The organism is Streptomyces sp. NPDC048671 (assembly GCF_055587045.1).
The window spans coordinates 592,753-619,604 of the sequence record NZ_JBVJHB010000001.1 but is presented as its reverse complement, the minus strand read 5'-3'; the positions used below and the strand labels follow the sequence as shown (position 1 = coordinate 619,604).

The window sequence follows — 26,852 nt, the reverse complement described above, 5'->3', positions numbered from 1 at the left end:
TCCGCCCGTGCGAGTCGCTGACCCCGGTGGACCGATGGACACTGGTGGCCACGACAGGTCCTCGACGACCTTGAGAACGCACCCGCCAGGGGGGCCTGGAGGTACGTATGCCGCGGCCCTTGTGGACCGGCGCGATCAGCTTCGGGCTGGTCACGATCCCGATCAAGGTAATCAGCGCGACCGAGGACCACTCGATCCATTTCCGCCAGATGCACCTGTCGGACATGGGCCGGGTACGGACCCGGAAGGTCTGCGACCTTGACGGCAGGACGCTGTCGCAGGACGAGATCGGCAAGGGTTACGAAATCGCGAAGGGCGAGACCGTCCCGATCACGGACGAGGAACTCGACCGGATGCCGCTGCCGACCGCCAAGGCGATCGAGATCGTCGCGTTCGTCGGCGCGGACAGCATCGACCCGGTCCGGATCGCCGACTCGTACTACCTCGCGGGCGACGGCCAGGTCGCGGCGAAGCCGTACCTCCTGCTCCGCCGGGCCCTGGAGCGCTCCGACAGGGTGGCCGTCGCCAAATTCGCCTGGCACGGCCGCGAGCGCCTCGGCACTCTCCAGGTGCGCGAAGAGGCGATCGTGCTGCATGTCATGCACTGGCCCGACGAGATCCGCAGCCCGGAGTCCCTCGCGCCGAAGGAGGTGGAGCTGGACGACAACGAGATCGAACAGGCGGTCCAGCTCACCGAGACCATGGCCGCCGACGACATCTCCGGCTTCCGGGACCACTACCGCGAGGCCCTGGAGGAGCTCATCGAGGCGAAGTCCGAGGGCAAGGAGGCCCCTGAGCCGGCCGCCGGCGCGGAGAGCGAGTCCGGGCAGGTCATGGACCTGATGGCGGCCCTGAACGCCTCCGTCGAGGCCGCGAAGGAGAACCGGGGCCAGGAGGAGGACGGCGACGCGACCGTACACACGATGCGGCCGCGCAAGAAGTCCACGGTCGAGAAGACCCCGGCGAAGAGGGCCCCGGCGAAGAGGGCCCCGGCGAAGAAGTCCACGGCCAAGAGGGCCACGGCCAAGAAGTCCACGGCCAAGGAGACCCGCGCGAAGGGGTCCGCGACGAAGAAGTCCCACGCGAAGAAGGCCGCGGCCGGGGAGACTGCCGCTGAGAAGCGCAGCGCGTCCTGACCGGACACCCCTCGGCCGGGGGTCCGTGCAGAGGCCCGGACAGGCCCGGACAGGCCCGGACAGGCCCGGACAGGCCCGGACAGGCCCGGACAGGCCCGGACAGGCCCGGACAGGCCCGGACAGGCCCGGACGGGGTCCTACGCGGATCCTTCGTCCGTCGCGAGCGTGCTCCGGATGCCGTCCCGGACGAAAGCGCGCGCCCGTTCCCCCCGTCGTACGCGCTCCGCACGGCTGATCGGTACGGGATCCGCGTACCGGCGCTCGCGGATGTCGTGGACCAGGTCCGCGGGCGCACCGAGGTCCAGCAGTTCCGTCAGGGCCTCGCCCTTCGTGATCATCCGCCCGTCGCGCAGCGTGACCGCGGCGCGGGCCAGGACCAGCGGGCCGAGGTCCACCCAGATGTCCTGGAGCCAGAGGTGAGGTCTGCCGGTGGCCGGGAGCCAGTACTCCTTCAGGTCGCGCCGGATGTAGGCCTCCAACTGACCGGGTACGAGGGGCGGGAGGAGTGCGGACGGCGGCGGGCCGTGCAGGGCGAGTCCGCCGTCGAGCAGTTCCCGGCGGGTGACCGGTGTGACCGGGCGTTCCAGGATCGTGCCGTGTGCCCAGGTGACATGGTCCGTCTCGGCCTCGGCGAGTGATCCCTCGGGCATGTACGAGCAGTGCAGCTTGGCCGCGGCCGGCTCCTCGTCCAGCAGCCGCCGGTGAACCTCCGCCAGCAGCTCCCTTCGGGCCGCGTCCGGCGGGCTCTCGACCACGGCGATGAGGTCGAGATCGCTCCGTCCCTCCTGGAAGTCACCGAGCGCGAGCGAGCCGTGCGCCCAGACGGCCACCGTGGGCACCGACAGCCTCACGTCGGCGACGAACCGCTTGAGCACCTGATCGGTTTGGGTCGCTGTCATGGCCTGGATTCTCGCAGAGTGCCCCGCCGTACGCGGTGGTTCCCGCGTGTTCACGACCCGCCGACGCAGGGCCTCCGGTACGCGAACCCGGCCTGGCCCGGCGGGAGTTTGCATCCTCGTCGAATCGCGGTCCGGGGCCGCCGCGCCGCCCCATCATGGGAGGTGCGTGTCACGCGTACGACGGCGGCCGGTACGGGGGTCCGGCCGCCGCCGTACGCGTGTCACGCCGCCGTGCCCGGTTCGCCGTTCAGCAGGGCCTCGCCCAACGAGGTCCGCCGGTGCAGCACATGGTGGCGCCGGCGGTGCGAACTGATCAGGCCCGCCTCGCGGAGCACCGCCGCGTGCCGGCTCGCGCTCGCCGGGGCGAGGAACAGCTCGGCCGCGATCCCGCCGGTCGACATGGGCCGGTCCAGGACATCGAGCACCTGCGCGCGGGTGTGGCCGAGCAGCCGGCCCAGTGAGTCCAGGGTGCCGGACAGCGGGCGGGCCCGGTCGAGCCAGCCCGGCGCGGGCGACAGCGGGAGCACGAGGACCGGCGGCAGCTCCGGGTCGGCCAGCGTCACCGGCCAGCGGGCGCAGAAGAACGACGGGATCAAGTGCAACGGGCGTCCGTTCAGGGCGAGTTCCCACTCGATCGGGTACGCGCACTCCAGTGCCCCGTCCCGCCGGATCAGCTCCGACTGGTAACTGGCCAGCAGCCCTTCGGCACCCGAGGCGAGCGCCGCCTGCGAGCGGTGCGGCAGGTCGGCGGCGACCTCGGTGCGGATCGCTTCCTGGTACGGCGCCACCGCGACACGGTGGAAACGCCGCAGCGACTCGCCCAGCCAGTGCAGCGTCCCGAGATCCCCCTCTGCGAGCCGGCGCACGGACGCGGGCATGCGCCCGCGCGGGTAGAGCTGTCCGAGTTCCCGGCCGAGCCGTTCCCGCGGCGTCGACAGCACGGTGTCGAGCCCGGCCTCCAGGCTGTCGCCGCCGTCCCGAGGGGTGAGGAAGTCCGGGAAGTACTCCGCGTGCGGGCAGATCCGCATCAGCGCGGCCGTCGTGTCGGTCAGCCCCTCGTCGTCCAGGCTCGCGCGTGCCTTGCGGCGCCACGGATCGAAGGCCAGTGCGGCGTGCCGGTTCTGCAGGAGTTGCAGACTCAGCGCTGTTTCCCACAGCGGATGGACGGTTTCCGCCAGCCGCAGCCGGTTGAGGTCCTCTGTTCCGAATTCGATGCGCAGCATCTCATCCCCCGATGTCCCCCGTAGCTGCGCTGTCCACTATGGCAGGGGTCGACGGGGAGGACGAGGCCTTGCCCGGCCACTGTCGTCGGGGTCAGTGACCGCTCGCGGCATGGCTCAGGACATTGATGACACGGCCGTTCGGGTCACGTACGAAGAAGCGGCGCACGCCCCATTCCTCGTCGTGCGGGCCGTACACGATCTCCGCGCCGGCGTGCACCAGCGCCGTGTGTGCCGCGTCCACGTCCGTCACCTCCACGCTCATGTCCGGGGTGACCGGTGCGGTCTTGTCGGCGGTCATCACGCTGACCTGGGCGGTGGGTTGGGAGGGGGAGGCGAGCGTCATGATCCAGCCCTGGTTCATGACCTCCTCGAACCCCAGCAGTCCGTAGAACGCGGCATTCGCCCGCATGGCGCCGGCCTCGCCTTCGGGGCCCGCGCCCGCGTCGACGGAGATGTTCGGGACGACGCGATGGACGGACATCGGCTGCTCCTGTCACGTAACTGACTTCGAGTCACCGACCATACGGGCCGCGCTGGGCGAGCCGTGGATTCGGCCGCACCGGCAGGATCGTGCGGCTCATTCCCGACCATGCGGTCTGCTTTCGGCCGCCAAGCGGCCGATTCAGTCGCTCAGTTGGGGCTGCCGACCTGGCTGGGTACGGTTTCGAGGCAGCGGAGCAGACGCTCACCGCGATCTTCGGCCATATCCAGAGTGGCCAGAACGGCCGGCGTCGAGATGCTCGGCAGGACGTAGTGCAGCAGGACCGAGATGCGCCGGCCGAGGTCCTCGCGGTTGGACAGGACCTGGGACATCACCTGGATCCCCGAGAAGGATCCGGCCAGCATCTCGGCGGTCTCGCCCGGGTCGACGTGCGGCAGCAGCTCGCCCTGGCCCTTCGCGGCCCGCAGCAGGTGTTCGAGCCGGTCTATCCAGGCGCGGAACGGTGTGCCCCGGTCGAGCCCCTCCACGGCCTGGTCCATGGCCAGGCCGACGCTGGCCCGTACCAGCGGCTCGTGGCGCAGGCGGTAGGAGAGAATCATCCCCTGATCCACCAGTTCCTGGAGCTTGGTCAGCTGAGGAGGCAACGGGTCGCTGTGCAGCTGTATGTCCATCACCCCGAGCGCGAGATCCTCCTTCGAGGCGAAGTGGAAGTAGAGCGCGCCCTTGGTCACCCCCGCCCGCGCGAGGATCTCGCTGATGGTGGCGCTGCTGTAGCCGCGCTCGTCGAACACCTCGGCGGCCGCCACCAGGATCGACCGTCGGGTCTGGATCGCGCGCGCCTGTTGTGCCATCAGCTTCTCTCTAGTGGTGGCGGGGTCGGTGCCACATGGGGTTGGCTGGAAAGTAAAACCGGGCTGTCAGTATCTTACTGCGGGGCGGCTCGGCTCTGTGACTCGGATCCTCCTGGGGGAACTTCATGGTTCAGATCACCTCACGCAGCGCTTCGGTGTCGGTCGAGGATGTCGGAGCCGGGGGGCACACCGGACACGCCGCGACGTCCTGCGGAGCCCCGGGCTCCGCCACCGCCGCCGGAATGGAGCAATCGGCGCGAAGAGGGGGCTCCCCCGAGCACCTGAGACAGCTGGTGCACCGGCCCGACGCGCAGGACGTGTTTCCGACCGGACTGACCCGGCTGACCGACTCCCAGTTCTCGGTGTCGGCCCACTGGCCGCGGTCCCACCGCTTCTTCGCCCCGGTCGAGGGCCGCCACCAGGATCCGCTGCTGATCGCGGAGACGATGCGGCAGACCACCATGCTGATCGCACACGCCGAGTTCGGCGTACCTCTCGGAGACGCCTTCGTGATGTGGGAACTGCGGTACTTCTCCGAGGCCGAGCGCCTCGTTCTGGGCGAGGACCCCTGGGACATCACGGTGGACGTGTCCTGTTCCCGGATACGGCGCCGCGGCCGGAGCCTCGGCTCCATGCAGCTGGAACTCCTCCTGCACCGCCGCGGCGCCGTGCTGGCCTCCGGCGGCGGGCGCATCAGCTGTACCTCGGCCAGGGCCTACCAACGGGTACGCGGTCACCACAGCGCCATGCGCGACGTGCGCATACCCCTCCTGCCCGCCGTCGCACCCCGCACGGTGGGCAGGACCTCCGAGCAGGACGTCGTCCTCGCGCCCGCGGCGGCCCCCAGCACCTGGGCGCTGCGGCTCGACACCGGCCATCCGACCCTGTTCAGCCACGCCAACGACCACGTGCCGGGCATTCTGCTTCTTGAGGCCGCCCGGCAGGCCGCCCAGGCCGCCTCTCCCGGCCGCACCTTCCTCCCGACATCGATACAGGCCGACTTCCTCCAGTACGTGGAACTCGACCGGCCCTGCTGGATCGAGGCCCTGCCCGTCCCCGCCGACGGCACCTTGCCGGCCGGGGTACACATACGGGCCGTCCAGAACGACGAACCCGCCTTCACCTGCACTCTCCGCACGCCGGATCTCTGCCGGACCGGCCTCAGCGACGCCCGGAGCCGCCGCTCATGACCACGCGCATCCTCATCACCGGCGCGGCCGGATTCGTCGGCAGCCGGGTGGCCGCCGCCGCCCGCGCCACGCCCGGTGTCAGCCTCCGGCTGATGACCCACCGCACCGAACTCGACGCCTCGGCCGCGACAGCCGCCGGCGTCGAGACGGTGTACGGGGACCTCGCCGATCCCGGCACGCTGCGCGGCAGCTGCGAGGGCATCGACGCGGTGATCCACTGCGCATCGCACATCGGCTCCGGCGAACGGACCGCCCGGACCGTCAACGACCACGGCACCAGGGCTCTGGTCGACGAGGCCGTACGCAGCGACGTCGGCCGGATCGTCCAGCTGAGCACCGCGTCCGTCTACGGCCGGGGCCCCTTCACGGGGCTGCTCCCCGGTACGGCCGAACCGGCCCCCGCCTCGGCCACCAGCCTGACCCGGGCAGCCGCCGAACAGCACGTCCTCGCGGCCGGGGGAGCCGTCCTGCGCCCGCACATCGTCCACGGGGCGGGGGACCGGTGGGCGATCCCCGGACTGGTCGCCCTGCTGCGGTACCTGTCGGCCGGGCCGGTCGGCTGCGACGCCCGCCACTCGATGATCGACGTGGGGACGCTGGGCCGTGCGCTGCTCGGGGCGGCGCTCTCCCCGAAGCGCCCGGCCGGCGTCTACCACGTGAACCATCCGGAGCCGGTGACCTGTTCGGAGCTGCTGTCCACGGTCCTCACCGGGCTCGAACTGCCGTGGGCGCGGGCGGAGATCGGACTGGACGAGGCCCGCGCCCGGCTGACCGGTGTCCCGTACGCCAAGCATCATTTCGAGATGCTCACCGTGGACCACTGGTTCGCCGACGAGCGGGTCTGGGACGACTTCGGCTGCGTACCGGGTCCGGACTTCCGTACGTCCTTCGCCGAACATGCCCCCTGGTACCAGAAGTTCCTCAGCCGCTGAAGCGGTGGCGCCGAAGGGCCGCCGGTGAGTGTGCCGGGTCGCGGACGTGGAAGACGGTGTCCGATGCCCGCCACACCCGCCACACCCGCCACACCCGCCACACCCGCCACACCAGTTGCAGCATGTGCCGCACAGCCGTGCCGCGGTCCGGGACATCCCGCAGGTCCCGGACCGCGACTGCTGGTCAGTGGCAGTTCTTGGTGCCCTTGCTCGACTTCGTCCAGGAGCAGGAGTCCAGCAGCTTGCCGTTCGGCTTGATCAGCCGCGCCTTGTCACCGGTGTTGTTCCAGACGTACGAACCGCGGTTCCAGTACACGTGGCCGGAGCTGACCTTGCCCTTGCCGGTGTGGACCTTCACGGTCTTGCCCGCGCTGACGTTGTAGCTGCCGAAGGTGAAGGTGTAGCCGGTGTTGTCCTTGAGCTTGTAACCCTTGAGCTGCACCTTCGACTTGGTGTTGTTGTGGATCTCGACCCACTCGGCGTTGAGCGACGCCTTGGAGCGGGTGTCCTTGCCGGGGCTGTCGTACTGGATCTTGCCGAGGTGCACTCCGCCCTGGTGCGCGGCGGCCGAGGCCGGTGCCGCGACGAGCAGCGAACCGGCGAGGGCGGTGGTTGCGGCCAGAGCGAGAGGCACCGCCGTGCGTATGCGCATGCTGTGTTCCTTATGTGGAGTTCCAGTGAAGAGGAGTGAGCATAAGGGCAGCACGCGCTTGCCGGACCGGTTGGGGTGCCTTTCCGGCGGGCGTTGGCCGTTCCGGTCGACTCCAGCCGATCCGGCCGAGGGGCCGGCCGCCGTTGGCCGAGGGGTCAGCCCCGGCCCACGTACGGCATGGCCGTCGCCAGCACCGTGGCGAACTGGACGTTCGCCTCCAGTGGCAGCTCCGCCATGTGGACCACGGTCCTCGCCACGTCCGCGGCCGCCATCACCGGCTCCACGGCCAGCTCGCCGTTGGCCTGGAGGATTCCGGTCCGCATCCGCTCGGTCATCTCGGTCGCCGCGTTGCCGATGTCGATCTGCCCGCAGGCGATCCGGTACGGGCGTCCGTCCAGTGACAGCGACTTCGTCAGGCCGGTCAGTGCGTGCTTGGTCGCGGTGTAGGCGACCGAGTGCGGGCGCGGCGCGTGCGCGGAGACCGAGCCGTTGTTGATGATCCGTCCGCCCTGCGGGTCCTGCTCCTTCATCTGGCGGTACGCCGCCTGCGCACACAGGAACGCCCCCGTCAGGTTCACGTCGACCACCGTGCGCCAGTCGTCGTACGCGAGATCCTCGACCGGCACGCCGCCCGGACCGAAGGTGCCCGCGTTGTTGAAGAGGAGGTCGAGGCGGCCGAAGGACTCGCGCACCGAGGAGAAGAGCGCGTCCACCTCCTCGGGGCGCGAGACGTCGGTGGGGACGGTGATCACCCGGGCGTGCTCCCCGGCCAGTGCGGCGGTCCCGGTGAGCGGTTCGGGGCGGCGGCCCGCCAGCGCCACCGACCAGCCGGCGCCGGTCAGGGCGAGAGCCACGGCGCGGCCGATCCCGGAGCCCGCGCCCGTGACCACAGCCGTCTTCGTCGCCGAGTTCGCCGAGTTCGCCGAGTTCGCCGAGTTCGCGGGGATCGCGGAGTTCAACAGATTGTTGCTCATGGTGCGGCAGCGTACGCCGAGGGTCCGGGCGGAGCGAAGGCGCCGGCCGTCCACCCCGCCGGTCCTCTCAAAGGGTGCCCCCGGATGGCGGGTTCGCGTTCCCAGGGGTGATTTCGGCACCGGTTCCGGCGATTCCCCGGACATCCGGACCGGAGCTGATGATCATGGTCCTGGCCGCGTATATGCGGAGTTTGCCCTAGGGGACCCATTCCTGTCGCATTCCTCATCCCGGAGACGCCCGCGCGACGCGAGCACGACAACCGCTGGATGTGCTGGACCGGTGGACTTCCCCTCACATCACCAGTCAAGGGGAGGACAGATGACGCACTCATCGCACCAGCAGGAGCAGGAGCTGCGCGACGCCGCCCGGCACACGGGCCGCCGCCGATTTCTCACCGTCACCGGTGCCGCCGCCGCGCTCGCCTTCTCGGTCGGCCTGCCGGCCGCGGGAGCCGCGGGCGCCGCCGAGCTGGACACCCGGCAGATCGGCGAGGACCCGTTCACCCTCGGCGTCGCCTCCGGCGACCCGCTGCCCGACTCCGTCCTGCTGTGGACGAGGCTCGCGCCCCGCCCCTACGAGCCCGACAGCGGACTGCCCCGCTCCCGCGTCGAGGTGAGCTGGGAGCTGGCCCGCGACGAGCGCTTCACCCGGATCGTGCGGCGCGGCTCCGCCACCGCGCACCCGGAGTTCCACCACAGCGTCCACGTGGAGGTCAAGGGACTGGACGCCGGCCGCGTCCTCTACTACCGCTTCCGCGCCGGCGAGTGGACCAGCCCGGTGGGCCGGACCCGCACCGCGCCCGCCAACGGGGCCCGCAACAGCGAACTGCGTCTGGCCGCCGTGTCCTGCCAGGCCTACCACGACGGCTACTTCACCGCCTACAAGCACCTCGCCCAGGAGGACGTCGACGTCGTCTTCCACCTCGGCGACTACCTCTACGAGTACGCCGTGAGCGCGACCGGCGGGGCCCGCAACTACACCGACCGCACCCTGCCCGCCCTCTTCAACCGCGAGACGACCACGCTGGAGGACTACCGGCTGCGGTACGCCCTCTACAAGTCCGACCCCGATCTGCGCGCCGCCCACGCCGCGCACCCCTTCGTCGTCACCTGGGACGACCACGAGACCGAGAACAACTACGCGGGGGACACCCCCGAGAACGACGTACCGCCGCAGGAGTTCCTGATCCGCCGGGCCGCCGCCTACCGCGCGTACTGGGAGAACCAGCCGCTGCGCGCCCCGCAGCGGCCGACCGGCCCCGACATGCGGCTCTACCGGCGCCTGCAGTTCGGCCGGCTCGCCCAGTTCGACATCCTCGACACCCGCCAGTACCGCAGCGACCAGGCGTACGGCGACGGCTGGCACGCCCCCGGACCCGAGTCCGAGGACCCCGCGCGCACCCTGACCGGCGCCGCCCAGGAGCGCTGGCTGATCGACGGCTGGCGCCACTCGCAGGCCACCTGGAACGTCCTGCCGCAGCAAGTCAACTTCGCCCAGCGGCGTGACGTGCCGACCGACGCCTACACGCTCTCGATGGACGCCTGGGACGGCTACCCGGCCTCCCGCGACCGGGTCCTGAAGGGTGCCGAGGCCGCCGGAGCGGACAACCTGATGGTGCTGACCGGCGACGTCCACGTCGGCTACGCCTTCGACCTGAAGCGGGACTTCGACGACCCCTCGTCCCGCACCGTCGGCACCGAGATCGTCGCCACATCCATCACCAGCGGCAAGGACGGCTCGGAGAAGCCGGCCAACTGGAACAACCTGATGCGGGCCAACCCGCACCTGAAGTTCTACAACGGACGCCGCGGGTACGCCGTCATCACCCTCCAGGAGCGGCAGGCGCGGGCCGACTACCGCACGGTGGCCGCCGTCACCACGCCGGGTTCCCCCGTCACGACGGCCGCCTCCCTCGTCACCGAGGTGGGCAACCAGGGCCTCACCCCCGCCTAGGACCTACAGCGCGTCCACCGGGTAGCGGACGCCGATGCGGTCACGTACCGCGTCGAGCGTCCGCATCACCGCGAGTGAGCCGTCCAGCGGCACCAGCGGGGACTCCGTCTCGCCCGCCCGGACCGCCCGCATCACCTCCGCCGCCTCGTACTGCATCCCCGACAGGCCCTGCGGCCCCGGCCCAGAGGTGATCTCCTCGGGCTCGTGGCCCGCCCGGTGCAGCACGAAGCTCCGCGGGTAGAAGAAGCTGTCCGGGATGTCGATCCGCCCGGCCGTCCCGATGACCGTGGCGGCCGTCGGGTGGTGCCCGACGATCGAGCAGGCGAGCAGCGCGGTGGCGCCCGAGTCCCAGCCCAGCAGCATCCCGGTGTTCAGGTCGACGCCCTCCGGGGACAGCAGCGCGTCCGCCCGCACCCGGTCCGGCTCACCCAGCAGCAGCTGCGCGAACGACACCGGGTAGACCCCGAGGTCCAGCAGCGCACCGCCGCCCAGCGCGGGATCGCGCAGCCGGTGCTCGGCGCCGAAGTCACCGGCGAAGCCGAAGTCGGCCTGCACGGTACGGATCTCGCCGATCGCCCCGTCCCGCACCAGCTCGGTCATCCGCCGGATGACCGGGTTGCAGTACGTCCACATCGCCTCCATCAGGAAGAGGCCGCGGTCCCGGGCGAGCTTCACCAGCTCCGCCGCCTCGCGCTCGTTGAGCGTGAACGCCTTCTCGCACAGCACGTGCTTTCCGGCTTCCAGCGCGAGCGCGGCCGCCTCCCGGTGCGCCGAGTGCGGCGTGGCCACGTACACCACGTCGACCTCGTCGTCGGCGACGAGCTCGGCCCAGCTGCCGTACGCCTTCGGTATCGCGAACCGCTCGGCGAACGCCTTCGCCGAGGCGTCCGTACGGGAGGCGACGGCCACCACCTCCGCATCAGGCATCGCCAGCAGGTCAGCGGTGAAAGTCGCCGCGATCCCACCGGTCGCCAGCACGCCCCAACGGACAGTCCTGCTCATGCACGCTCCCAAAAAGGTATCGACCATTCCGGCTGAGCTGAGAGCATAGAGGCGGATTCAACAACAATGGAGATGAGAATGCCGGAGAGCGGCGTCAGCCGGGCCCAGCAAGCACACATAACCGACATCGACGCCGGAACCGGATTTTCCGGCGGCCCCGTCACCTCTCCACCCCGGCCGGCCGCCACGGCGGCGGCCCGGCGCACCGGACTTCTCGTCACCCTGGTCCTCGGCGGTCTGACCGCGCTGCCGCCGCTGTCCATGGACATGTACCTCCCGGCGCTGCCCGCCGTCACCGACGCACTGCACGCACCCGCCTCGACCGTCCAGCTCACCCTCACCGCCTGCCTCACCGGCATGGCGCTCGGCCAGGTCGTCGTCGGACCGATGAGCGACCGCTGGGGCAGGCGCCGTCCGCTGCTCCTCGGCATGATCATCTACGTCTTCGCCACCGCGATCTGCGTCTTCGCCCCGACCGTCGAACTCCTCATCGGCTTCCGGCTGCTCCAGGGCCTCGCGGGCGCGGCCGGCATCGTCATCGCCCGTGCGGTGGTGCGTGACATGTACGACGGCATGGAGATGGCGAGGTTCTTCTCCACACTGATGCTGATCTCCGGCGTCGCCCCGGTCATCGCCCCCGTCATCGGCGGACAGGTCCTGCGGATCACCGACTGGCGGGGCATCTTCGCCGTCCTCACCGTGGTCGGCATCCTGCTCACCCTGGTCGTCTGGAAGTGGCTCCAGGAGACCCTGCCCCCCGAGGAACGCCACACCGGCGGCATCGGCGACGCGCTGCGCACCATGCGCGGGCTGCTCGCCGACCGCGTCTTCGCCGGCTACATGATCGCGGGCAGCCTCGCCTTCGCCGCCCTCTTCGCCTACGTGAGCGCCTCGCCGTTCGTCGTGCAGGAGATCTACGGCGCCTCGCCGCAGACCTTCAGCCTGCTCTTCGGCATCAACTCGGTCGGCCTGATCGTCGTGGGCCAGATCAACGGCAAGGTCCTCGTCGGGCGGGTCAGCCTCGACAAGGCACTCGGCTTCGGGCTCTCCGTCATCGTGCTGGCCGCGACGGCGCTGCTGCTGATGACGTCCGGGGTCTTCGGCGACGTCGGACTCGTACCGGTGGCGACCGGGCTCTTCGTCCTGATGTCCGCGATGGGTCTCGCGATGCCGAACACCAACGCACAGGCCCTGATGCGCACCAAGCACGCCGCGGGGTCCGCCTCCGCGCTGCTCGGTACGTCGTCGTTCCTGATCGGTGCCATCGCCTCGCCGCTCGTCGGGATCGCGGGGGAGGCGACGGCCGTACCGATGGCCGTCGTGCAACTCGTGTGCGCGGTGGGCGCGATGGCGTGCTTCCTGGGACTGTGCCGGCCGTGGCAGCAGGTGGCCGGGCGGCCGTAACGGGTCCGGGGCCAGGCCCTAGTCCTCCGGGACCGACTTCGTCCGCGGGTAGCCGATCAGGTGCAGCCGGTCCTTCTCGTCCGTCCAGCGGAACAGGCCGACCCCCTGCGCCCCCTCCGCCGATGGCACCCGCACATTCGAGGACAGCAGGTCCGCCGTGCCGGCGGTGACCTCGACCTTGACCGGGTGGCCGCCGCCGGCCAGCACTTCCGCCGCGTTGCGCACGCTCGTCGCCCCGTACGCCGTGCCGTCGTCGGTCACCGACGCCAGCGTCAGCGCCTTCGCGCCCGCGCCGTCCTCGAAGCAGTAGCCCTCCCTGGCGCTCAGGTCGAACGCGAGGTTCCCGGCCACCAGATAGCCGCCCGAGGGCGAGACGACGGCCTGCGGGTACTGGCCCGGCTCTATCGCCGGTTTGTGGCACGCCACCGAGACCAGCGGCTTGCCCGTCTCCGCGTCGTGCACCGTCCACAGATCATGGGTCGCGGCATCCTTCGACTTCTTGTCGAGCTTCCACTTCGCCAGCACCACGCCGGGGGCCACGGACGTCGGGACGCCGCTCTGCCGGTCGGTGCCCTTGGGCGCGACGTTCCGGCTGAACCAGCCGCCCTGCACCCAGAACTCCCGCGCACCGCTCACCAGCAGGCCCTTCGAGGTCAGCCCCCGTACCTCGGTGAGCTGCTTGCAGGACGCGCAGTCCTTCGGGTACTTGAGCGACTTGGCGGGGACCTTGCTGATCCTGCCGGTCCTCGGGGACACCACCACACTGGTGCTCCGGCCGTCGCTGATCAGGATGCCGGGGCCGGTGGCGGTGATGGTCGGAACCGTGTTCCACGGCACCTCGACGCGCCGCCGGGAGCCGTCCTCCACGCCGTACACGTCGAGGGAGACGATCGTGGCGGGCGGGGTCAGCGCGTTCTCGCCGATCTTCCCGTACGACCACGTCACGAAGTACTCGTGGTCGTCCGCGGTGACCGTGAGCAGCTTCGGGAAGTGGTTCGCGGCCGGTGGCCGCCACGCCTCACCGCTCCAGCCGGCCCGCCCGGTGTCCGAGTCGACGGTCCGCAGCCGGAACTGGTACCCGGCGGCCCGCACCAGGTACGCCAGCCGTCCCGTCGTCCGGGAGACCGCGTAGTCGGACGAGGTGCCGATGAGCTCCCAGCCACGCTGTGTCGTGTACGCGGACGGGACGGGCAGCCGCGTCGCGGGACCGGTGCTCTTCTTCACCGGCTCCTTCGCCCTGCCGTTATCCTTGCCGCCACCGCAGGTGGCCAGCAGAAGCAGCAGAGCGAGCACCAGCACTCCGGCGACCAGCGTCAGGCGCACGATCTTCTGTCTCATGGTCCCCCCGATGAGCAATCCCGACGTCGCGCCGGTCAGCGTAGCAACTGGCCGATGACTGTCCGAAGTTCGGTTCCGCGGACGTTCCGTCCCCGTTCCGCACGGAGTACGGGCCCGGTGGAGCCCGGCCCGAATCCGCCTACACTTCGTCGGTGAACGTCACCCTCCCCACCGCGGACGCCCTGCGTGCGGCACTGGCCGGACTCCTCGACGGGCTGCCGCCCAAGCAGGCCACCCGGGCCGTCGACCGGCTCATCGCCAGCTACCGGGGGACCACCCCCACCGACGCCCCGGTGCTCCGCGACCGCTCGGACGTCGCCGCGTACGCCGCGTACCGGATGCCTGCCACCTTCGAAGCGGTACGGTCCGCCCTGCACGCCCTGCGCGAGGCCGCCCCGGACTGGGCGCCCGCCACCCACACCGACGTCGGCGGCGGCACCGGAGCGGCGAGCTGGGCGGTCGCCGGGGCCTGGGAGGGGCCGCGGACCACCGTCCTGGACTGGGCCGAACCCGCCCTCGCGCTCGGCCGCGAACTGGCCGACGCCTCCGGAGTCCCCGCGCTGGACTCCATCGACTGGCAGCGGGCCCGCATCGGCAAGGACCTCGACCTCGCCGCCACGGACCTGGTGACCGTCTCCTACGTGCTCAACGAGCTGACGCCGCAGGCCCGCACCGCACTCGTGGACGCCGCGGGCCGGGCGGCGCAGGCCGTGGTGATCGTCGAGCCCGGCACCCCCGACGGCTACGCCCGCGTCATCGAGGCGCGGGACCAGTTGATCGCCGCCGGGTTCACCGTCGCCGCGCCCTGCCCGCACAGCGAGGCCTGCCCCATCGAGCCGGGCACGGACTGGTGCCACTTCTCGGTCCGGGTGAGCCGCTCCTCGCTGCACCGGAAGGTGAAGGGCGGCTCACTGCCGTACGAGGACGAGAAGTTCAGCTACGTCGTGGCCACCCGCTTCACCCCGTCGCCCGTGGCGGCCCGGGTCACCCGCAGACCGCAGATCCGCAAGGGCCAGGTGCTGCTGGAGCTGTGCACCCGGGACGAGGCCCTCCGGCGGGCCACGGTCACCAAGCGGCACGGCGAGCTGTACCGCGCCGCCCGGGACACCGACTGGGGCGACGCCTGGCCGCCCCCGGAGGAGGCCGGCTAGCCGCGCAGCTCCTGGGTGCAGCACTTCACGCTGCCGCCGCCCTTGAGCAGCTCGCTCAGGTCCATCGGCACCGGCTCGAAGCCGCGCGCCCGCAACGGGTCGAACAGGCCCGTGGCGGCCTGCGGCAGCAGCACATGGCGCCCGTCGCTCACCGCGTTCAGCCCGAGCGCGGCGGCGTCCCCCTCCTGTGCGATCAGCGCGCCGGGGAAGAGCCGGGCCAGCACCGCGCGGCTGCCCGGTGAGAAGGCGGCCGGGTAGTACATGATCTCGTCGGCCGCCTCGTCGAGCACGCTCAGTGCCGTGTCCAGGTGGTAGTAGCGCGGATCGACCAGGTCCAGGCCGATCACCGGCCGTCCGAAGAACTCCTGGGCCTCGTCGTGCGAGAGCGGACTCGACCGGAAGCCGCGCCCGGCCAGCAGATACGAGGAGGTCACCGCGAAGTCGCCCTCGCCCTCGTTGACATGGGCGGGCTCATGGATCTCGGTGAATCCGTTGGCGCTGAACCAGTCGCGGTGGGCGGCCGCCTCGGCGAACCGCTCCTGATACGCGAACCGGGCGCCCAGCACCCGGCCGTCGACCACGGTGGCCCCGTTGGCGGCGAAGACCATGTCGGGCAGCTCGGGGTGGGGGGAGAGCAGGTCGACGGTGTGGCCCAGCGCGCGGTAGCGGTCGCGCAGATCCTCCCACTGGGTCTGCGCCAGGGGGAGGTCCACGGGTTTGGTGGGGTCCATCCACGGATTGATGGAATAGGTCACCCTGAAGTGGGCCGGGGCGCACATCAGGTAGCGGCGGGGTGTGGCTTCACGAGGCAACTAGGGCTCCTCACGAATCGTCGCGGCGGCATTGGTGGCCGCTGCGGCCGGTGCGTCGCACGGGTATGTGCGTGAGCCCATGGTGCGCCGTCCCGGGCCCGCGGCACAGTGAACCGATCGGGTGGTTCCCAGAAGCGATGATCGGGTGGTTCCCGAGAAGCGATGACGCGACATGGGGTCTCCGCCACGGGGCCGAACGGCCCCAGGGCCGAACGGCCCTAGCGGGGTGGGCCCTGCGATGGGTTCACTGCGGTGCGTCGCATGCCGCGGGCCGGTCCGGTACCGGTTCCCGAGCCGGGCCGACGCGTGGCGAGGCGAGCGTTCGGACGGTGCGGGTGCGGGTGCGGGAGAAGGGATACGTGGTGATCGCAGTCGTCGGGCACAGGGACCTCAGCAGTACGACGCTGGAACTGGTGGAGGCCGAACTGAGAGCGCGGCTGGACCGCCTGACCGAAGGGGCGGCCACCTTGGTGCGGGCCGGGGCGGGGCTGCCGCTGGTGTTCGGGCGGGTCGCCCGGGAGGCCGGGCGGAAGCTGACCGTGCTGCTGCCGGCCCAGGACCGCGTTCCCGCCGCGCTGCCCGAGCGGGACCGGTCGGCCGTCGGCGAACTGCTGGTCCTGGCCGAACACGTACGGCTGCTGGCCTTCGATCCGGCCGACCGCAACGCGTGTGTCGGCGCCGATGAACGCCTGGTGGAGGCCTGCCGGACCGTGCTCGCCGTGTGGGACGGGTCGCCGTCGGACGGCCGGGACGCCACCGCCCACCTGGTGGCCTTCGCGCGTGCGCGGGGAATCCGGGTGGAGGTCGTCTGGCCGGACGGCTCGCTGCGAGGGCGGGCATGAAGAGGGCGGGCATGAAGCTGTCGGAGCGGGGGCGGGGCGGGGGCTCGGGTGGCTGTTGGTGATCACCGCCGCGCTGGGGCTGCTCGGCTCGTTCGTCATCACGATCGACAAGTTCGAGGTGCCGGTGACCTGGTGCCTGGCCGTCGTCACGCTGATAGCAGTCCGGTTCTGGTCGTACTGACAGACGTTTCTGTGACGGCGACGATGCCGCCGGCCTCGTGATGGATGTGCGCGGCCGGAACTCCGGCGGCGACCAGCCGCGCGGAGACGGCCCGTACCCCTGCGGCCGTGGAGGTCTCGGGAGCCAGGGCCAGAAAGGCGTGCTGCCGGGCGGCGCCCGCGAAACGGGCGTCCGTCGCCTCGGCCGCGGCGACGGTCAGCCAGGGGCGCTCGCGCCTGAACGCCTCCAGATACGCCACGTCGTACATCTCCTCGGCCGCCGCGCCGCTCTCCTGCGGCGCGGCGGGACCCAGCAGCAGCCGTACCCGGTGCGCACGCGACCGGTCGGCGTCGATCCGCTGGAGCAGCGCCTTCATCGGGGCCCAGCCCGTACCGGAGGCGATCAGCAGAAGGTCCGCGGGCGGAAGGCGGCCGGGCAGCGTCAGCGCACCGCGCGGGGCGCTGAGACGGACGGCGCCGCCCTCCCGCGTACCGTGCACCAGCGCATCGCTCACCCCGCCGGCGCCTCGGGCCCGTACATGGAATTCCAGCTCGCCGTCCGGATGCGGGGCGCGGGCCAGGTAGTAGGGGCGCCACGCCTGTTCCAGCAGCGGCGACTCCAGGGAGGCGTACTGCCCGGCCTCGAAGACGTAGGGCTGATGCGGCCGCACCCGCAGCACCGCGAGACCGGGCGCGCGCAGTTCGTGCGAGGTCACCGTCGCCTCCCAGCTGGGCGGTTCCGCGATCGCCTCGTCCGCTCCCCTGACCATCGCCGAAACGGCCAGCCGCAGCATCCGCAGCCAGGCCTGCTCCAGCGCACCGGTCCACCGTGCGCCCGCGCGCAGGCGCAGTGCCTCGGTCAGCGCCCCTTCGAAGGCCTCGAAATGCGCGGGGCGCACACCGAGCTTGCGATGGTCGCGCCCCAACTGCCCGAAGACGCGGACGATCTCGTCCGGCCTGTGCAGATCGCCGATCAGACAGCGGAAGGCCGCCGCGAGATGGGCCTGCTGGAACGCCATCGACTCGGGGAACAACGACCGCAGATACGGATGCCGCTCGAAGAGAAGCCCGTACAGTTCGGCGATCAGCTCCTCCAGCGGGCCCACCAGCGGTACGGACTCGCTGATCAGCCGCTGGTCGGCTGTTCCGTCGTACGTGGCCGGGGCGTTGGCACTCCATGGTTCGCGGCGGCTGTCGGACGGGGCCAGGATGCGTCGTCGCAGCCGCATCGCGTCATGCCGTGCGAGCAGTGCGTGGTAGTCCTCGCTCGGGGTGTTCATGGGCCGGTGGCTCCTCGGTGCAGCGCAGTGGGGTGGCCGGGAAAGGGAGCTGTCCGTGGTGCCCGGACGCTCGTGGCGGCGCCAGTATGGCACCGGGCCCTGCCCGCTGACCGGCCCTGGCGACAGGGCCTTTCGGCCCTGTTCACACCCCCTTTCGTATGCCGCGACACCCCGGCGGGAACAGGCCGGCGGACGGGCACATACTGGGTTTCGGCCCTCTCCCCGAACCGATCGAGACTGGTGTGAACGAGTCCGCGAAGTCCCCGCCGAACACGGCCCCGTCGCAGTCCGCTGCCCCCGTACGCGTCTTCATCCTCGACGACCACGAGGTCGTGCGGCGCGGCGTACGCGATCTGCTGGACGCCGAGGACGGCATCGAGGTCGTCGGTGAGGCGTCCGACGCCCGGGAGGCGCTGGCCCGCGTACCGGCCAGCCGGCCGGACGTCGCCGTGCTCGACGTACGCCTCGGTGACGACCGGGGCGGTGACCACGCCGGTATCGAGGTGTGCCGGGAACTGCGAGCGCTGATGCCCGGACTCGCCTGCCTGATGCTGACGTCGTTCGACGACGACGAGGCGCTGTTCGACGCCATCATGGCGGGCGCCGCGGGCTATGTGCTGAAGCAGATCAACGGAGCCGATCTGATCGCCGCCGTACGCACGGTCGCCTCAGGCACCTCGATGCTCGATCCGCGCACGACCGCCCGCGTGATGGCACGGCTGCGCCGCGGCCAACGGGCCCCCGCCCAGGCGGCGGAGGTATCGGAACTGGACGTACTCACGCCCAGGGAACGGCAGATCCTGGATCTCATCGGCGAGGGCCTCACCAACCGTGAGATCGCGGAACGCCTCTTCCTGGCCGAGAAGACGGTCAAGAACCGCATCTCCTCGATCCTCGCCAAACTGGGCGTGGGCCGCCGGATCCAGGCAGCGATGCTCGTCGGCCGGATCAAGGACCGCCAGGGCCGGCCCCCCGCCCGGCTGAACTGACAGGCGACCAGACGTCATTCCGGCTGAACTGACAGGCGACCAGGCGTCTGCCCGGCCGAACTGCCCGGCGACCAGGCGTCATTCCGGGAGCGGCACGCGCCAGACGATCCGGGTCCCGCCGTCGGCCGGACATTCGACGGCCAGCGTGCCGCCGCACAGCTCCGCCCGGGTACGCATGTTGGCCAGCCCTCCGGGGCGCCCGGCCACCGGTTCGCCGGTCCGGGCCGCTTCCCCCGTCCCGGGCACGGCCGTGACACCGTCCCCGATGCCGATGCCGATGCCGATGCCGATGCCGATGCCGTTGTCGGTGACGGTGAGGGTCACCTCGTCGCCGGCCGACAGCACGATGCCGATACGGGTGGCACGGGCATGGCGCGAGGCGTTGGACACGGCCTCGGCGGTGACCGCCACCACGTGTTCGGCCAGTTCGTCCGGCACGATGCTGTCCACCGGCCCGTCGATCCGAAGGGAGGGCCGGAAACCGAGGGCGTGTGCCGCCGTGCGGGCGGTCTCCGACATCCGGTGACGCAGCCCGCCGCGGCCCGAACCGTCCGCTGTCCGCAGATCGAAGATGGTGGACCGGATGATCCGGATCGTGGTGTCGAGATCGTCCACCGCCCGGCTGACCCGCTCGGCCGCGTCCGGCCGGTCCGCGATGGCACGCGTGGTGCTCTGGAGCGTCATCCCGGTCGCGAAGAGACGCTGGATCGCCAGATCGTGCAGGTCGCGGGCGATCCGGTCCCGGTCGTGCATGACGGCGAGTTCCTCGGACTCGGCCCGCCTGCGGGCCAGTTCCAGGGCGATGGCCGCCTGGTCGGCGAAGCCGGAGACGAGCGCGACCTCGGTGTCGTCGAACGGCGGGCGCCCCACCGGCCGCCCCAGCCGCAGCACGCCCCTCGCTCCCGCGTCGACTCGCAGGGGCACCGTCACCACCGGGCCCAGCCCCTCCTCGGCGCCGTCGCCGAACGGGTGGGCCCGCGGATCGTCACGGACATCGGCGCAGTGGACGGGTCTCCCGGTACGGGCGGCAAGTCCGGCCAGTGATCCCCGCGCGGGCACGGACAGCCCCGTCACGCGTTCGGAGTCCCTGCCGTGGGCGACGACGACGGTGAGACGCGCCTCGGCGGCTGCCGCGGGTGTCTCCGAAGCTCCCGCGAGGGACGCGGCGGGCGCGGGCAGCAGGATCGCGGCCCGGTCGGCGCCCGCCACCTCCATCGCCCGCTCGGCGATCAGGTGCAGCACCTCGTCGGCGTCCGTCCCCGAGAGCAGGGTGCGAGTGATCTCGCCCAGTGCCTCCAGGCGGCGCTCCCGGCGACGGCTCTCGTCGTACATGCGGGCGTTGTCGATGGCGACCCCGGCGGCGATCGACATGGTGGTCAGCACCGCCTCGTCGTCGGCGTCGAAGCTCGCCCCGCCCCGCTTCTCGGTGAGGTAGAGATTGCCGAACACCTCGTCGCGCACCCGGACCGGTACCCCGAGGAAGGTGTGCATCGGGGGATGGCGGGGTGGGAAGCCGAAGCTGCGCGGATGGCTGCTCAGGTCGGTGAGCCGCAGGGGTTCCGGGTGATGGATCAGCTCACCGAGGATTCCGCGTCCGCACGGCGACGGGCCGATCTCGGCCGCGAGCCGTTCCGATATCCCGACCGGCAGGAACTCCAGGAGCTTCTGCCCCTCCCCGACGATGCCGAGTGCTCCGTACTCCGCGTCGGTCAGCGCCACCGCGGCCTCCACGATCCCGCGGAGCACCTCGGGCAGTTCGAGTCCGCGCCCCAGACTCATCACGGCATCCAGCAGCCGGCGCGTGCTGTCCGGCTGAACGGGCTCGGGCCGGGCCGCCGGGCCGGGGCAGCGGGCTTCAGGGGGGCCGGGGGGCGCGGTCGGTGCTGTCTCTGTCATCGGGGCGCCGCTCTCTGGATCCGTGTGCCGTAGGCCGGGAATGTGCTCGCCGAATCACCGCAGGGTTGGGGCCGGTCACGGACGGTCAGCCTACGACAGCCGAGGGGCGGGGAGCGCGCCGGTGCACCGCCGTCCCGGGACCGGCCGCGCTCCCGGCGGCCGGCCGCGGCCGCGGAGGACGAGCGGTGAGCCCCTGAACGGGCGCGACCCCTTGAACCGCATCCGTCATTTCATGACAAGGGGTGTGATAGTGCTCACCTCATGTCGCCGATCTCCGCACCCCGCTTCGGGACTCTGGCCACCCGAGGCGCAGGATGGTGGGACGATGGACAGGGGCAACGTGAGGTAAGGGGATAGATGGGCGCCGATTTCGGCCGTAGTCGCGGCTCAGAGAGCAAGTTTTCCCACTGGCTGCGCCGGCGACCCAAACCGCAGCAGAGCGAGGTCGACGACAGCGCACGGGAGGCACTGCTCCTGGCTGTCGCAGAGGCCGGAATGCCGATCTCGCCCGCCGCCCATCCGGTGGGCTACCGATGTTCGTGCGAGCGCATGGGCTGTCCCACGCCCGCCAGGCATCCGATCTCGTTCGCCTGGCAGACGCAGTCCACCACCGACCGGCCCCAGATCGAGCGCTGGGCCCGCAGCCAGCCGCTGGCCAACTTCATCACGGCGACCGGCATGATCCACGACGTTCTCGACGTCCCGCTGTCGGCGGGTGAGCAGGCGCTGGAGCGGTTGCTCGCGGCCGATATCGAGGTGGGCCCGGTGGCCCGGTCCGGCGACGACCGGATGCTCTTCTTCACCGCGACGCGGGGTACGCCGGAGGACGAGGACGAGTGGTGGCCGTGCGAGCTGGACTGCCACCCCGAGACGATGGACGAGCACCCCGGGCTGCGGTGGCACTGCCGCGGCAGCTACGTACTGCTGCCGCCCGCGCGGCTTCCGGGCGAGCTGGACGTGCGGTGGCTGCGGGGGCCGGAGAATCCGTTGCCGGATCCGCTGACGCTGCTGGAGACGCTGACGGACGCGTGTGCGCGGTTCGTGGGGTCGGCGGAGCAGAGTGATGTCGACCATGAGTCGGTGGCCTGGCCGCTGAGCCGGTAGGCGGTGGCCTGGGCGGGGTGGGGTGACCGGGTGCCGGGCGTCCGGCGGCCGGTTCCGTCCTCAAACGCCGGACGGGCTGAAAGATGCCCTCAATCGCCGGGCGGGCTTGGTTTTGCCGGGGTCGGGTGGAAGGTGCCCTCAATCGCCGGGCGGGCTTGGTTTTGCCGGGGTCGGGTGGAAGGTGCCCTCAATCGCCGGGCGGGCTGAAAGGGGTTACGAGCCCTTGGCCGAGGTCAGGCCTGGGAGGCGGTTCAGTATGGTCACCTTGCCCGTTCCGGCGCCCTTCTTCGGGACGTACACCAGCTGGCTGGAGACCCGCTCCTTCGTGAGGGTGCTCTTCACCTCGCCGGACAGCAGCGCACGCACGTCCGGGGTGACCGCCGGGCGCAGCCCCTTCGCCGCGGTCTGGCGTTCGAAGTGCTTGCTGCTGAAGAAGACCAGCGCCCCGCCGTCCGCCGTCTCCAGGCCGAGCGGGCCGAACGCGCCGCTGTCCAGCGGCTGGTCGATGTACTGGTACGAGAACCCCGCCCGCCGGGTGTTCTGGCGAGTGGTGCGCCACTGCGAGGTGGACGCCCCCGGGGTGAACACGTCGGGCGTGCCCTTCTGCAGGTAGCCCGTGTACTGCTCGCTCAACTCCTCCGGGGACACCACCAGTGCGGTGCTGTCCGCCGGTACCGGCTTGGCCCGGCCGTCGCCGTCCTTCGCGAAGCCGGGCAGCTGCGACGGGGCGACGACCGACAGATAGACGGCCTTCCATCCGGCTCCGGGACCGGACTTGGTGAAGACGAGCAGCCAGCGGGTGTCCTGCTTGCCGTGGTCCACATCCCGGTTGGAGTCGGTGTCCGCGACGAACCACCGCGGCCAGCCGGCCTTCTTGGGGATGACGTAGGTCGCGTCGGTCAGCTCCAGCGCCCGGTGGTTCGCGTTGCCGTTGGGATTGTTCTTCCGCCGGGCCGTCAGACCCGCCTGGTTGATCGCCCCGAGCGAGCCGCCCACCTGGTCCTCGTCCAGCGCCGGATCGTAGGCCTTGTCCGCCGCGTTGTACGCGGCGGTGAAGGCCTTAAGGGCCTGTGCGGCCTCAGCTCTCGTCGCCGCCGGCACGACTTCCAGCTCGCCGTGCACCGTCACGCAGCCGCTCGCCGTCATGCTCAGCACCGTCGCCGCCGCGAGCCCCGTCGCCAGCCGAACCGGCCTCAGACTTCTCATCCGTTGCTTTCTGCGCCTTCTGATCCGTCGCCCCCACTGACCGTGCGAACCCTACCGGGGCGAGGAACAGTGCGAGCGTGGGGATCAGATACAGCGCCCACACCGTGATCTGAAGGACCGTCGGGTCGGGCTGGAAGTTGAAGGTGCCCTTCAACAGCGTGCCGTACCAGCTGTCCGGCGGAATCGCGGCGCTGATGTCGAACGCCTGGTTCTGCAGACCGCCGAGGAACTCGGCCTCCTGGAGGTCGTGCACACCGTAGGCGAGCACGCCCGCCGCGACGACCACCAGCATGCCGCCGGTCCAGGTGAAGAACTTCGCCAGGTTGATCCTGAGCGCACCGCGGTAGAACAGCCAGCCCAGCACCACCGCGGTGGCGATGCCCAGCACCGCGCCGATCATCGGATGCCAGCCGTCGTCCGCCGCGTGCACCGCGCGCCACACGAACAGCGAGGTCTCCAGGCCCTCCCGGCCCACCGCGAGGAGCGCCGTGGCGACGAGCGCGCCGGTCCCCATCGCGAGTGCCGCGTCGAGCTTGCCGTGCAGCTCCGACTTCAGGTGCCGGGCGGTGCGCCGCATCCAGAAGACCATCCAGGTGACCAGGCCGACCGAGAGGATCGACAGCGAACCGCCGAGCGCCTCCTGCGCCTTGAACGTCATCTCCTGGGAGCCGAATTCGAGCCCCGCGCCGAACGCCAGGCTGACGACGACCGCGATGCCGACACCGACCCAGATCGGCAGCAGCTTGTTCCGGTTGCCCGTCTTGACCAGGTAGGCGATGAGGATGCAGACGACCAGGCTGGCCTCAAGGCCCTCGCGCAGGCCGATCAGGAAGTTGCTGAACACGATTCGGGTCCCTTTCCGCTTCGGGGTACTTGAGAGCGACTACGAGAACAGCGCACGGCCCCACCAGTCGTCCTTGTCGCGGACGCCCGGCGGGACGGCGAAGTGCGCCGAACCCACGTGCTGGATGTACTCGTTGAGTGCGTCGTGTGCCGCCAGGCGGCGCTGGAGCGGCACGAACCCCTTGCGGGTGTCGCGCTGGTAGGCGAGGAAGAACAGCCCGGCGTCGAGACGGCCCAGCCCGTCCGTGCCGTCGGTGAAGGAGTAGCCGCGCCGCAGGATCGTCGCCCCGGCGTTGCTGTCCGGGTGCGCGAGCCGTACGTGGGCGGTCGGCAGCATCGCCTTCAGGAACGGCTCGTCGCGCTCCTTGGCCTTGCCGACCGGGGCGCCCTCGCCCTTGTCGCGGCCGAAGACGTCCTCCTGCTCCTGGAGCGGGGCGCGGTCCCAGGTCTCGATGTGCATCCGGATGCGCCGGGCCACCAGGTAGGAGCCCCCGGTCATCCAGTCCGCCCGGTCCTTCCCGCCGACCCAGACGTGCTCGTCCAGGGCCGCGGTGTCGCTGCCGGCGATGTTCCGGGTGCCGTCCTTGAAGCCCATCATGTTGCGCGGGGTCTGTGCGCCGGGCGTCGTCGAGGACGTCTTGCCGAAGCCCAGCTGGGACCAGCGGATCGCGGTGCGCCCCATGCCGATCCTGGCCAGGTTGCGGATGGCGTGCACCGCCACCTGCGGGTCGTCCGCGCAGGCCTGGACGCACAGGTCGCCGCCGCTGCGGGCCGCGTCGAGGTTGTCGCCGGGGAACCTGGGCAGATCGACGAGCGCGTCGGGCCGCCTGCCCTCCAGGCCGAACCGCTCCTTGGCGAACAGCGAGGGGCCGAAGCCGATCGTCAGTGTCAGCCGGGACGGCTTGAGCCCCAGCGCCTCGCCCGTGTCGTCCGGCGGGGCCTCGGCCAGGCCCCCGTACGCCCCGTCGCCGACCGCGTGACCGGCTGTCATCCGCTCGGCGGCGCGGGTCCACTCCTTGAGCAGCGCGACGAGTTCGGACCGGTCCTTCGTGGTCACGTCGAACGCGGCGAAGTGCAGCCGGTCCTGGACAGCGGTGGCGATTCCGGCCTGGTGCGCTCCGTGGAACGGCACCGCCGCGCCACTGTCCGCGGCCGGGACCGCCGCGTCGTCGGAGCGGACCGCGGCGACGGCACCTCCGGCCGCCACCGCACCGAGTGCGAGTCCGGCGCCGCCCCAGCCGAGCAGCGCCCGCCTGGAGGGGGCGCCGCCGCCGGGGCCCCGCGCGGCCGGCGTACCGGAACCGGGCGTACCGGAACCGGGCGTACCGGAACCGGGCGTACCGGAATCCGGGCCCCCGGCGGTGGCGGGGCCGGCGTCGGCCGTGTTCTGCGTCTCCTCGGACATGCCCGGAACCCCTCTGCGAATCGCTACTTGGTCACCGCGGCGGCGAGCCTGGAGAGCGGCTCGGCCAGCGCGTTGACCGCGTCGGACAGTTCCTTGCGGTCCGCCTTGCCGACCTTCTCGTACGAGGTGAACTCGTAGGACGTCTTGTCCTTGCGGTAGGTGTCCAGCAGCTTGTTCAGTTCCGCGAACCGCTTGTCCAGGGTGGCTGACAGCGCCGCGTCGTTCTTGGAGGCGATCGGCTTGAGCAGCTCGTAGGACTTCTCGGCGCCCTCGACGTTGGCCTTGAAGTCGATCAGGTCGGTGTGGCTGTAGCGCTCTTCCTCGCCGGTGACCTTGCCGGTCGCGACCTCGTCGAGGAGTTCCTTGGCGCCGTTGGCCATCGAGGTCGGGGTGATCTCCGCCGTGCCGACCCGCTTCTGCCAGTCGAGCAGGTCCTTGTAGAGGGTCGGCGCGAGCGCCTTCTCCTCGGCGCCCAGCTTCTTGTCCTGCCACAGCGCCTTCTCCAGGCGGTGCCAGCCGGTCCACTTCTGGCCGTCCTCCAGGCCGTCCGCGCGGACGTCGACCTTCGGGTCGATGTCACCGAAGGACTCGGCGACGGGCTCGGTCCGCTCCCAGCCGAGCCGGGAGTCGGCGTAGGCCTTCTTGGCGGCCTCGATGTCCCCGGCGGCGACCGCGTCCGTGAAGAGCTTCGCCTTCGGCAGCGTCTCGTCGGCCTGGTCCTGGACGTAGGTGCGGTAGGCGGCGACGGCCTTGTCCATCTCGGGGCTGCGCTTGGCCGCGGTGCCTCCGCTGACCTCCAGCTTCTGCCGGATGCCGTGGCCCTTCATGCCGGGCTTGCAGGCGATCTCGTACGAACCGGCCTTGATCTCCGCCGTGATGGTGGCCCTGGTGCCGGGGCCGATGTTCTCGCGCTCGGCGACGATGCGGTCGTCGGGGAACAGGACGTAGACCTCGGTGACCTTGGAACCCTTGTTCTGCACGGCCAGTTCGATGTGCCCGGCCGGCAGCTTCTTCTTCGACACCTCGCAGGAGTCGTCCTTCGCGATGACCTGGACGGCGCCGTCGCCCTTGCCGTCACTCTTCTCGGCGCAGCCCGTGACGGCGGTCAGAGCGGCCACGGTGGCGGCAGCGGTGACGACGGAGAGACGAACGGCTCGCATACGGGCTC

At 71.2% G+C, this 26,852-nt stretch carries 25 protein-coding genes; 10 read left to right on the top strand and 15 right to left on the bottom strand.

Annotated elements, in window-relative coordinates; all coding sequences use genetic code 11:
- The first annotated feature begins 107 nt into the window (after window positions 1-107).
- The gene (gene ku, locus ACZ6S6_RS02840) at window positions 108-1,136 is read left to right on the top strand and encodes a non-homologous end joining protein Ku (RefSeq protein ID WP_469703403.1); all 1,029 of its coding nucleotides are present in this window, start codon (window positions 108-110) and stop codon (window positions 1,134-1,136) included.
- A gap of 137 nt (window positions 1,137-1,273) precedes the next feature.
- Here the strand turns inward: ku and ACZ6S6_RS02835 are convergent, their stop codons facing one another.
- The 4 genes from ACZ6S6_RS02835 to ACZ6S6_RS02820 form a co-directional block, all read right to left on the bottom strand.
- Window positions 1,274-2,035 carry a nucleotidyltransferase domain-containing protein gene (locus tag ACZ6S6_RS02835; RefSeq protein WP_469703400.1) on the bottom strand — a complete coding sequence of 254 codons (762 nt, stop codon included), beginning with the start codon at window positions 2,033-2,035 and terminating at the stop codon, window positions 1,274-1,276.
- Window positions 2,036-2,256: 221 nt separating this feature from the next.
- Window positions 2,257-3,258: an ArsR/SmtB family transcription factor gene (locus ACZ6S6_RS02830; protein ID WP_469703398.1), complete on the bottom strand. Its 1,002-nt coding sequence runs from the start codon at window positions 3,256-3,258 to the stop codon at window positions 2,257-2,259.
- Window positions 3,259-3,349: 91 nt separating this feature from the next.
- Window positions 3,350-3,739 (bottom strand): VOC family protein, encoded by a 390-nt coding sequence (locus tag ACZ6S6_RS02825; protein WP_469703396.1) that lies wholly within the window; start codon window positions 3,737-3,739, stop codon window positions 3,350-3,352.
- A 149-nt stretch (window positions 3,740-3,888) separates the two neighbouring features.
- Window positions 3,889-4,551, bottom strand: a complete 663-nt coding sequence (locus ACZ6S6_RS02820) for a ScbR family autoregulator-binding transcription factor (RefSeq protein ID WP_362957067.1) — start codon at window positions 4,549-4,551, stop codon at window positions 3,889-3,891.
- Between the two features lie 125 nt (window positions 4,552-4,676).
- On the opposite strand from ACZ6S6_RS02820, the gene ACZ6S6_RS02815 reads away from it, so the two are divergent.
- Both ACZ6S6_RS02815 and ACZ6S6_RS02810 read left to right on the top strand, forming a co-directional pair.
- The gene (locus ACZ6S6_RS02815) at window positions 4,677-5,741 is read left to right on the top strand and encodes a ScbA/BarX family gamma-butyrolactone biosynthesis protein (RefSeq protein ID WP_469703393.1); all 1,065 of its coding nucleotides are present in this window, start codon (window positions 4,677-4,679) and stop codon (window positions 5,739-5,741) included.
- Window positions 5,738-6,673 (top strand): NAD-dependent epimerase/dehydratase family protein, encoded by a 936-nt coding sequence (locus ACZ6S6_RS02810; protein WP_362957073.1) that lies wholly within the window; start codon window positions 5,738-5,740, stop codon window positions 6,671-6,673. Before ACZ6S6_RS02815 ends, ACZ6S6_RS02810 begins: the two co-directional genes overlap by 4 nt.
- A 184-nt stretch (window positions 6,674-6,857) precedes the next feature.
- Here ACZ6S6_RS02810 and ACZ6S6_RS02805 read toward each other — a convergent pair whose 3' ends face one another.
- Window positions 6,858-7,325: a lamin tail domain-containing protein gene (locus ACZ6S6_RS02805; RefSeq protein WP_362957076.1), complete on the bottom strand. Its 468-nt coding sequence runs from the start codon at window positions 7,323-7,325 to the stop codon at window positions 6,858-6,860.
- A 155-nt stretch (window positions 7,326-7,480) separates the two neighbouring features.
- Window positions 7,481-8,299, bottom strand: coding sequence for an SDR family oxidoreductase (locus tag ACZ6S6_RS02800; protein WP_469703389.1), 819 nt, complete (start codon window positions 8,297-8,299; stop codon window positions 7,481-7,483).
- 319 nt (window positions 8,300-8,618) lie between these two features.
- Here ACZ6S6_RS02800 and ACZ6S6_RS02795 point away from each other — a divergent pair, with 319 nt between their 5' ends.
- On the top strand, window positions 8,619-10,253 hold the full coding sequence (locus tag ACZ6S6_RS02795) for an alkaline phosphatase D family protein (protein WP_469703387.1): 1,635 nt from the start codon (window positions 8,619-8,621) through the stop codon (window positions 10,251-10,253).
- Between the two features lie 3 nt (window positions 10,254-10,256).
- On the opposite strand, the gene ACZ6S6_RS02790 is transcribed toward ACZ6S6_RS02795, so the two are convergent.
- A complete protein-coding gene (locus tag ACZ6S6_RS02790; protein ID WP_362957084.1) occupies window positions 10,257-11,255 on the bottom strand; it encodes a Gfo/Idh/MocA family protein in 999 nt (332 codons plus the stop codon).
- A gap of 78 nt (window positions 11,256-11,333) precedes the next feature.
- On the opposite strand from ACZ6S6_RS02790, the gene ACZ6S6_RS02785 reads away from it, so the two are divergent.
- Entirely contained in the window at window positions 11,334-12,659 is a 1,326-nt protein-coding gene (locus tag ACZ6S6_RS02785) for a multidrug effflux MFS transporter (protein WP_469703383.1), read from the top strand.
- An 18-nt stretch (window positions 12,660-12,677) separates the two neighbouring features.
- On the opposite strand, the gene ACZ6S6_RS02780 is transcribed toward ACZ6S6_RS02785, so the two are convergent.
- Window positions 12,678-13,997, bottom strand: coding sequence for a hypothetical protein (locus ACZ6S6_RS02780; RefSeq protein WP_469703381.1), 1,320 nt, complete (start codon window positions 13,995-13,997; stop codon window positions 12,678-12,680).
- A 152-nt stretch (window positions 13,998-14,149) separates the two neighbouring features.
- Between ACZ6S6_RS02780 and ACZ6S6_RS02775 the strand changes: the two genes are divergently transcribed.
- On the top strand, window positions 14,150-15,148 hold the full coding sequence (locus ACZ6S6_RS02775; protein WP_469703379.1) for a small ribosomal subunit Rsm22 family protein: 999 nt from the start codon (window positions 14,150-14,152) through the stop codon (window positions 15,146-15,148).
- On the opposite strand, the gene ddaH is transcribed toward ACZ6S6_RS02775, so the two are convergent.
- A complete protein-coding gene (ddaH, locus tag ACZ6S6_RS02770) occupies window positions 15,145-15,960 on the bottom strand; it encodes a dimethylargininase (RefSeq protein ID WP_469703377.1) in 816 nt (271 codons plus the stop codon). The genes ACZ6S6_RS02775 and ddaH overlap by 4 nt on opposite strands.
- Before the next feature lie 362 nt (window positions 15,961-16,322).
- On the opposite strand from ddaH, the gene ACZ6S6_RS02765 reads away from it, so the two are divergent.
- Both ACZ6S6_RS02765 and ACZ6S6_RS02760 read left to right on the top strand, forming a co-directional pair.
- Window positions 16,323-16,802, top strand: a complete 480-nt coding sequence (locus tag ACZ6S6_RS02765; protein WP_362957248.1) for a hypothetical protein — start codon at window positions 16,323-16,325, stop codon at window positions 16,800-16,802.
- A 58-nt stretch (window positions 16,803-16,860) separates the two neighbouring features.
- Window positions 16,861-16,983: a hypothetical protein gene (locus ACZ6S6_RS02760; RefSeq protein ID WP_469703375.1), complete on the top strand. Its 123-nt coding sequence runs from the start codon at window positions 16,861-16,863 to the stop codon at window positions 16,981-16,983.
- On the opposite strand, the gene ACZ6S6_RS02755 is transcribed toward ACZ6S6_RS02760, so the two are convergent.
- Complete coding sequence (locus ACZ6S6_RS02755) at window positions 16,949-18,241, bottom strand: globin domain-containing protein (RefSeq protein WP_469703372.1); 1,293 nt, start codon at window positions 18,239-18,241, stop codon at window positions 16,949-16,951. The genes ACZ6S6_RS02760 and ACZ6S6_RS02755 overlap by 35 nt on opposite strands.
- 242 nt (window positions 18,242-18,483) lie before the next feature.
- On the opposite strand from ACZ6S6_RS02755, the gene ACZ6S6_RS02750 reads away from it, so the two are divergent.
- Window positions 18,484-19,230 (top strand): response regulator transcription factor, encoded by a 747-nt coding sequence (locus ACZ6S6_RS02750; RefSeq protein ID WP_469703370.1) that lies wholly within the window; start codon window positions 18,484-18,486, stop codon window positions 19,228-19,230.
- A gap of 78 nt (window positions 19,231-19,308) precedes the next feature.
- On the opposite strand, the gene ACZ6S6_RS02745 is transcribed toward ACZ6S6_RS02750, so the two are convergent.
- Window positions 19,309-21,009: a sensor histidine kinase gene (locus tag ACZ6S6_RS02745; protein WP_469703368.1), complete on the bottom strand. Its 1,701-nt coding sequence runs from the start codon at window positions 21,007-21,009 to the stop codon at window positions 19,309-19,311.
- 474 nt (window positions 21,010-21,483) lie between these two features.
- Between ACZ6S6_RS02745 and ACZ6S6_RS02740 the strand changes: the two genes are divergently transcribed.
- Window positions 21,484-22,230 carry a bifunctional DNA primase/polymerase gene (locus tag ACZ6S6_RS02740; protein WP_362957106.1) on the top strand — a complete coding sequence of 249 codons (747 nt, stop codon included), beginning with the start codon at window positions 21,484-21,486 and terminating at the stop codon, window positions 22,228-22,230.
- A gap of 213 nt (window positions 22,231-22,443) precedes the next feature.
- Here ACZ6S6_RS02740 and ACZ6S6_RS02735 read toward each other — a convergent pair whose 3' ends face one another.
- Genes ACZ6S6_RS02735 through efeO form a run of 4 tightly spaced genes read right to left on the bottom strand, consistent with a single transcriptional unit; the run spans window position 22,444 to window position 26,844 of the window.
- Window positions 22,444-23,376, bottom strand: a complete 933-nt coding sequence (locus ACZ6S6_RS02735; RefSeq protein WP_469703840.1) for an SCO2278 family lipoprotein — start codon at window positions 23,374-23,376, stop codon at window positions 22,444-22,446.
- Window positions 23,309-24,280: an iron uptake transporter permease EfeU gene (efeU, locus tag ACZ6S6_RS02730; protein WP_362957109.1), complete on the bottom strand. Its 972-nt coding sequence runs from the start codon at window positions 24,278-24,280 to the stop codon at window positions 23,309-23,311. Before efeU ends, ACZ6S6_RS02735 begins: the two co-directional genes overlap by 68 nt.
- Before the next feature lie 39 nt (window positions 24,281-24,319).
- Window positions 24,320-25,684: an iron uptake transporter deferrochelatase/peroxidase subunit gene (gene efeB, locus ACZ6S6_RS02725; RefSeq protein ID WP_469703365.1), complete on the bottom strand. Its 1,365-nt coding sequence runs from the start codon at window positions 25,682-25,684 to the stop codon at window positions 24,320-24,322.
- A 23-nt stretch (window positions 25,685-25,707) separates the two neighbouring features.
- Window positions 25,708-26,844, bottom strand: coding sequence for an iron uptake system protein EfeO (efeO, locus tag ACZ6S6_RS02720; protein ID WP_362957114.1), 1,137 nt, complete (start codon window positions 26,842-26,844; stop codon window positions 25,708-25,710).
- Window positions 26,845-26,852 lie beyond the last annotated feature (8 nt).